We start from the raw sequence: 7695 nt of genomic DNA, 5'->3' as shown, positions 1-7695 counted from the left end.
GCAACAGAATTTATATTCCGTTGCTACTTGCAAAAAGATGGAGGGGGCAGTGGACAGAGTATCAAAATCCACTAAGGGGAAAAGGCTTGATTGGGATGAATGGTATGCACTTGCCGGGAAGTATTACGAGACAAATGGTGATCTCCTGGTTCCGGCAAACTACATAACACCTGAAGGTCATAAGCTAGGCAAATGGATCAGCAGGCAGAGAGCAAAATACAACAATTCGCCTCACGTAAAAGGCACCATTTCAGATACGGAAATAGAGCTTCTGGAAAAAATCGGAATGACCTGGCGCCTTGAATATCGATTCCGGTGGGATGAGTGGATTGAACAGCTCGCCATATATAAAGAAGAAAAAGGTGATCTTCTGATTCCAAGAGATTACAGGCAGGGAATATATCACCTTGGTAACTGGATTGTAGAGAAAAGAAGACTCTACTGGCGGGGGGAACTTACAGATACCCAGATACAGGAACTTGAAAATCTTGGTATGGAATGGGCACTTTCCTTCCAAAGAGATTGGGATGAATGGTATGAGGATGCCAAGGCCTACTATGAAAAACATGGCGACTTGATGATCCCTACAGACTACGTAACAGACGAAGGTTACAGACTTGGACAGTGGATATCAGAACAGCGAGGGAAATTTTCTCATAGAAAAGGAAAGCCCACTATAAAAGCTGCGGAAGTCCAAAAGCTAAATCAAATCGGCATGGTCTGGGTCATCAAACTCCAGTTAAAGAAGCTACATCGGTGGTAAGTACTCCGCGTACATTCAAGACGGAGGCATTACATTTTCCAATAATACCTTCAACGTCACAGTACAGGTGAAAGAAAGCAAGAGTGGGGGCAAAGTTCTTTCTGAGATCCAATTTATTGTTAATCCTTTTGTTTCACAAGTGCCGGATATAAAGTGATAAAGTAGTATAGACAGTAATTCTGATCATTATGTAGTGTTGTGAATGATAGTAATAATAACAATAGAGCTCCTTGCAATTCATAATTACCCACGTGGGATTTATGAAGAGTAAGGAGCTTTTTAATACTGAGAAATTTAGTGCAATACGTAGCTATTCAAAATTTCTTTAATCCATCTTTAATAGCAAGCGAGCCTGTTTTTCTGCATCCTCTCTGGAAACATTCTGAAGTTCCATTATCGAGAGGGTGACATTTTCGAAATCTTTATTCTTTTGTTTGTCGCAACCTTGAACAATACCTTCGTTGATTAGTCCTTGAATCCCTTTACACATTTCTATCACCTCGTCATCTTCGTTTTGATGAAATATTGCCGCTGAAATTATTAGAATGTATAATCTTTATATGAAAAGATGCTTGGGAGGAATCTACCATGGAAAGAAAACTTCCGGTAGGAATACAGGGATTCGTTAAGTTAAGAACAGATAATTTTCTATATGTGGACAAAACAGAATTTATATACAGACTGGTACATAACAATGTACCTTATTTCCTGAGCAGACCGAGGCGATTTGGAAAAAGTCTGCTTTTAAGTACTATGAAAGCATACTGGGAAGGTAAAAAAGAATTATTCCATGGGCTTACTATTGAAAAACTAGAAGCAGATAATTCAGATGCATGGAAAGAATATCCGGTATTTTACTTTGATTTTAACGGAACAAATTATAACGAAGAAGGTGCTTTAGAAAAAAAGCTTTCTTTTATTCTTCAAGGACTGGAAGATTATTATCACGTTGAAAAGAAAGAAAACTCTCTGTCTGAAAGATTTGTGAATCTTTTGAAAACAGCTAATGAATCTACCGGACTTCGCTGTGTTGTACTTGTTGATGAATACGATAAACCACTTCTTGATGTTGTAGATAATATAGATATACAGGAACATAATAAAAGTGTTTTCAAAGGATTTTTCAGTAATCTTAAGAGCTGTGATGAATATATACAGTTTATATTTATCACGGGGGTATCTAAGTTTCATAAGGTTAGTATCTTTAGCGATTTAAATCAACTAAGAGATATTTCTTTGGATGAGGATTATGCGGCACTTTGCGGACTTACGGAGAAAGAAATAAGAGAAAGTTTTGAACCTGAGATAAAAGTTCTTGCAGATAAGCAGGAGATGACAGAAGATGAATGCCTTGCTGCCCTAAAGAAGTATTATGATGGTTATCATTTTCATCAGACTGGAGAGGGCGTTTATAATCCGTACAGTGTGTTATCTGCGTTGTTTTCAAAGGATTTTGGCGCCTACTGGTTTGAGACAGGTACACCGACATTTCTGATAAAAAACATTAAGGAAAGTAATTTCGATTTAAGGAAATTTACAGACCGAACTATTTATACTAATGAATCTGTGCTTAAGGACTATACCGGGGATACATTAGATATAGTTCCGCTTCTTTATCAGACAGGATATTTGACTATAGCGGATTTTGATCGCACTGACAGGGAATATACGTTGTCATTTCCAAACGAAGAAGTTAAATATGGCTTTATGCAGAGCTTGATGCCGGAATACGTCAGAAATTGTGGCTCAGGATCAGGGCTCGACATATTTACACTTCGCCGTTATGTGAAAAATGGCGATCTTGATAATATTAAAAATGTCCTGACCGGTCTATTTGCTAATATTACATATACGCTGGATTCGGATCCATTTGAACATTATTTCCAAGCGGTAATCTATCTTGTATTTACATTATTGGGGCAATATGCCATATGTGAGATGCATACGTTTAATGGACGTATAGACTGCGTTCTGGAATCAGCAAAGTATATTTATATTTTTGAATTCAAAAGGGATGATTCTGCTGATTCAGCTCTTAAGCAAATTGAGGATAACGGGTATGCACTTCCGTTTAAAGCAGATCCTAGAAAATTATTTAAGATTGGTGTAGCTTTTAATTCTGAAAAGAGGATGTTATCTGACTGGAAAGTGTGCGAATAGATATACAGAATAGTTGGAGATTTTGTAAAAAGAAGGAGGTGGTAATACCACCTCCTTCTTTATTATGAAATTGCTTTATTCTCAGCCTGTTCGTATTCTACTGATGTTTTTTTATGAGCGGTAGAGAGCATGAGCTTAATTCTGTTAAGCTGGTTAACTTCGCTGGCACCGGGATCGTAGTCGATGGCTACGATGTTGCAATCAGGATACAGGTGTCTCATCTGCTTGATAACACCCTTACCGACTACGTGGTTAGGCAGGCAACCAAAGGGCTGTGTACATACGATGTTTGAAGCACCTTCTTTGATGAGCTCGACCATCTCGCCTGTAAGGAACCAGCCTTCACCTGTCTGGTTACCGATGGAAACGATGGGCTTAGCATATTCAACGAGCTTATAGATGCTTGTAGGTGCATCGAAGTGTACGCTGTTTTTAAATGCTTTGGCAGCACCGCCGCGGAGCTTTTCAAGAGCATAGATTCCTGCTCTGCAGAAAGCCTTTGTTTTCTTGCTTGTACCAAGATAGTCTGCTTTGTAAATCTGGTTGTAGAAGCAGTAGAGCATGAAGTCCAAAAGATCAGGAACAACTGCCTCAGCGCCTTCTGATTCAAGAAGCTCTACAAGGTGATTGTTAGCAGCGGGAGCAAACTTAACAAGGATCTCACCAACTATACCTACTCTTGGCTTAACTTCATCTGTGATCTCGATACGGTCAAAGTCTTCAACTATCTGGCGGCACATTTTCTGGAACTTTATGAAGCTCATGTGCTTAGCAGATACGAAGTCGATACATTCTTTCTTCCACTTTTCATGGACCGCTTCAACTGAGCCCTTAACCTTTTCATAAGGACGCATGCGATATACGCATCTCATGAAAATATCGCCAAATACTGCAGCGTAAGCAGCTCTTTCCAGCATCTCAAAGTTGATATGAAATCCCGGATTACTCTCAAGCTTACTGAGGTTAAGAGATACAACAGGAATATGCTCAAGACCAGCTTTTTTAAGAGCACGTCTGATAAATCCAACGTAGTTGGTAGCACGGCATCCGCCACCTGTCTGACTCATGAGGACTGCTGTTTTATTAAGGTCATATTTTCCTGAAAGTAACTCGTCCATGATCTGACCAACAACCCAAAGGGAAGGGTAGCAGGCATCGTTATTAACATACTTAAGACCCATATCGATGGCGTGCTTGTTATCATTCTGCATAACCACCATGTTGTAACCACAGGCAGAAAGTGCATGCTCGAGGATGTCAAAGTGAATAGGTGACATCTGAGGTACGAGGATAGTGTATTTATCTCTCATGTCCTCTGTGAAGAGAACTCTCTTGTGAGCTGTGCTCTCGATGGTACGTTCTCTAAAGCCCTGCTGTTTACGAACTCTGATGGCAGCCAGAAGTGAACGAACACGAATTCTTGCACTTCCAAGGTTATTTACTTCATCAATCTTAAGGCAGGTATAGATTTTATCTGAGCCTGTAAGGATATCATTAACCTGATCTGTTGTTACTGCATCAAGTCCGCAGCCAAAGGAGTTGAGCTGGATCAGATCCAGGTCATCTCTTGTGCGAACATAGCTTGCCGCTGCATAGAGACGAGAGTGGTACATCCACTGATCTGATACGATAAGCGGTCTCTCGGGAGCTCCAAGGTGTGAGATGGAGTCCTCTGTAAGAACAGCCACGCCATAAGAGCAGATCATATCGGGAATACCGTGATTGATCTCAGGATCAACATGGTAAGGACGACCTGCTACTACGATACCGTGAGCATTGTTTTCCTTGATCCAGCGAAGGGTTTCTTCACCTTTCTTACGAACATCATCTCTGGCTTTTGCCATTTCATCCCATGCTTTTGTGGATGCTGCGATGATCTCGTTTGCAGAAATCTCAGAGAATTCCTTAACAAGGGCATCAGTAACAGTTTTAAGTGATGCGAAGGACATGAAAGGATTTCTCAGCTTCATTTTGCCTTCTGTAATTGCTTCTACATTATTTTTAATGTTCTCAGAATAAGAAGTTACGATGGGGCAGTTATAGTGGTTGGTTGCTCCATCAACTTCATCGCGCTCATAAAAAAGACCGGGATAGAAGATAAAATCTACGTTGTTTTTAATGAGCCACTCAATATGTCCGTGAGAAAGCTTTGCAGGATAACACTCAGACTCACTGGGAATTGATTCGATTCCAAGCTCGTAAATCTGATGAGTTGATCTGGGTGATAAAACAACGCGGTATCCAAGCTCTGTGAAGAAGGTAAACCAGAAAGGATAGTTCTCATAGAAATTGAGGACCCTCGGAATACCTACTGTACCTCTGGTTGCCTGAGCTTCATCGAGAGGCTTATAGTCAAATATTCTCTTGTATTTATATTCGAAAAGATTGGGAACACCTGCGGCGTTCTTGGTTTTGCCGATACCACGCTCACATCTGTTTCCAGAAATGTGCTGACGTCCACCTGTGAACTTATTAATTGTAAGACGGCAGTGGTTGGTGCAGCCCTGACACTTTGTCATGCTGGTTGTATACTCGAGCTTCTGAATCTGATCGATTGTAAGCATTGTGGTCTTTTCGCCATTTTTTTCATGGAAACGGTCTCTTGCGATAAGAGCAGCACCGAAAGCACCCATGATTCCTGCGATGTCAGGTCTTGTAACCTGAGCACCTGATATTTTCTCAAAGGCTTTAAGGACAGCATCGTTATAGAAAGTACCACCCTGAACAACTATGTGTTCGCCAAGGTCCTTTGCATCAGATACCTTAATAACCTTGAAAAGGGCGTTCTTGATAACGGAATAAGCAAGACCTGCTGAAATGTCAGCAACAGATGCGCCTTCTTTCTGTGCCTGCTTAACTCTGGAATTCATAAATACTGTACATCTGGTTCCGAGATCTACGGGAGACTCAGCAAAAAGGGCAACTTTGGCGAAATCCTGAACACTGTAATTAAGGGATTTTGCAAAGGTCTCGATAAAGCTTCCGCAACCTGATGAGCAGGCTTCGTTAAGCTGTACACTGTCTACTGTATTATTCTTGATATGAATACACTTCATATCCTGACCGCCGATATCAAGGATACAATCAACCTCAGGATCAAAGAATGCAGCAGCGTTGTAGTGAGCGATGGTCTCAACTTCGCCTTCATCAAGCATAAGAGCTGACTTAAGGAGAGCTTCGCCGTAACCTGTAGAGCATGAACGTGCGATAGTAACGCCTTCAGGCATAAGCTTGTAAATCTCTTCAATTGAACTGATGGCAGTCTTAAGAGGACTTCCGTTGTTACTAGAATAGAAGGAATAGAGAAGATCGCCGTCTTCTGATACGAGTGCGCATTTGGTTGTGGTGGAACCTGCATCTATTCCAAGGAAAGCGTTACCCTTGTAGTTGTCTAAAAGTGCAGTTTTTACTCTGTAGTTATTCTGTCTGTCAAGGAATGCTTTGTACTCATCCTCGGACTCGAAGAGAGGCTCAAGACGTGAAACCTCGGCAGCCATAACGATCTTATGAGAAAGCTTGCCGATCATGTCAGTCATTGAATAGTGTGTATCCTCACTTGCATTCATGGCAGAACCGATTGCTGCAAAAAGGTGAGAATTATCTGTATCTATTACGTGCTCGTCATCCAGTGAAAGAGTGCGGATGAAAGCAACCTTAAGCTCTGAAAGGAAATGAAGAGGACCGCCAAGGAATGCAATGTGTCCTCTGATAGGTTTTCCACAGGCAAGTCCGCTTATGGTCTGATTTACAACTGCCTGGAAAATTGATGCTGCAAGATCTTCCTTAGTAGCACCTTCATTAATAAGTGGCTGAATATCTGTTTTTGCAAATACACCGCAGCGGGCAGCAATAGTATAGAGGTTCTGATATTTTTTCGCATACTCATTAAGACCTGGAGCATCTGTCTGAAGAAGAGATGCCATCTGGTCTATAAATGAACCTGTACCACCGGCGCATATACCATTCATTCGCTGCTCGACGTTACCGCCTTCGAAATAAATGATCTTGGCATCCTCACCACCAAGCTCAATTGCTACATCAGTTTTGGGAGCAAGTGACTTAAGTGCGGTGGATACAGCTATAACTTCCTGTACAAAAGGAACTTCAAGATGACCTGCCAGTGTAAGACCACCGGAACCTGTGATAACAGGGTGGAGTGTTACATTGCCGCATTTCTTGGCACAATCCTGAAGGAGTCCTAAGAGAGTCTCCTGGATATTGGCATAATGACGTCTGTAATCTGAAAAGATGATGTTCCTCTCAGCATCGAGAAGTGCAATTTTAACGGTAGTTGAACCGATGTCAATTCCTAAAGTGTAATCTCTTGAAATCATGAATAAAACCTCTGAAAAAATATAATTTATCTATTGTTTCTTATTATAATGCACTAAAGCGCATTCCAATGAATTATACTATTGAAAGTCTTAAAAATCAATTGAGCAACTATACAAGATAGCGTAAATTGATATTCGGAAACAAAAGGGTGGAATACACCCGGAATCATTTAAGATCAGACTTTGTCTCCGTTATTATACAGCACTGAAGCCCCCGTTACCAGCCCCTAGCCGTTTGTTCCCTGCGGAACCTTGTGTTCCGCTTATATTCCTTGGTCTGCTTGTTGACTACTTTATCTGCCAGGAAATATCAGTCAACCCCAAAGCCGCTTTGCGGTGCGCCGTGCGCAGGGTTGACAGATATTTCCTGACAGATATTCTGTAGTCAAGCAGATCAAGGATATCTGTGCGCCTCAGCGCACTTTATTCAAGGACAGA

General features: G+C 41.2%; 3 protein-coding genes. 2 read left to right on the top strand and 1 reads right to left on the bottom strand.

The window, feature by feature from the left end; all coding sequences use genetic code 11:
* Positions 1-763, top strand: a 763-nt coding sequence (locus tag G610_RS0115025) for a helicase associated domain-containing protein (RefSeq protein WP_026525426.1), incomplete at its 5' end; no start/stop codon positions are given.
* Between the two features lie 588 nt (positions 764-1351).
* Positions 1352-2923, top strand: coding sequence for an ATP-binding protein (locus G610_RS0115015; protein ID WP_026525425.1), 1572 nt, complete (start codon positions 1352-1354; stop codon positions 2921-2923).
* A gap of 62 nt (positions 2924-2985) precedes the next feature.
* On the opposite strand, the gene G610_RS21185 is transcribed toward G610_RS0115015, so the two are convergent.
* The gene (locus G610_RS21185) at positions 2986-7257 is read right to left on the bottom strand and encodes a 2-hydroxyacyl-CoA dehydratase (RefSeq protein WP_035797721.1); all 4272 of its coding nucleotides are present in this window, start codon (positions 7255-7257) and stop codon (positions 2986-2988) included.
* Between the last annotated feature and the right edge of the window lie 438 nt (positions 7258-7695).

The organism is Butyrivibrio sp. MB2005 (genome assembly GCF_000424285.1).
Lineage (GTDB): Bacteria > Bacillota > Clostridia > Lachnospirales > Lachnospiraceae > Butyrivibrio.
The sequence above is the reverse complement of the archived record's forward strand: the minus strand, read 5'-3'. Positions and strand labels throughout refer to the sequence as shown.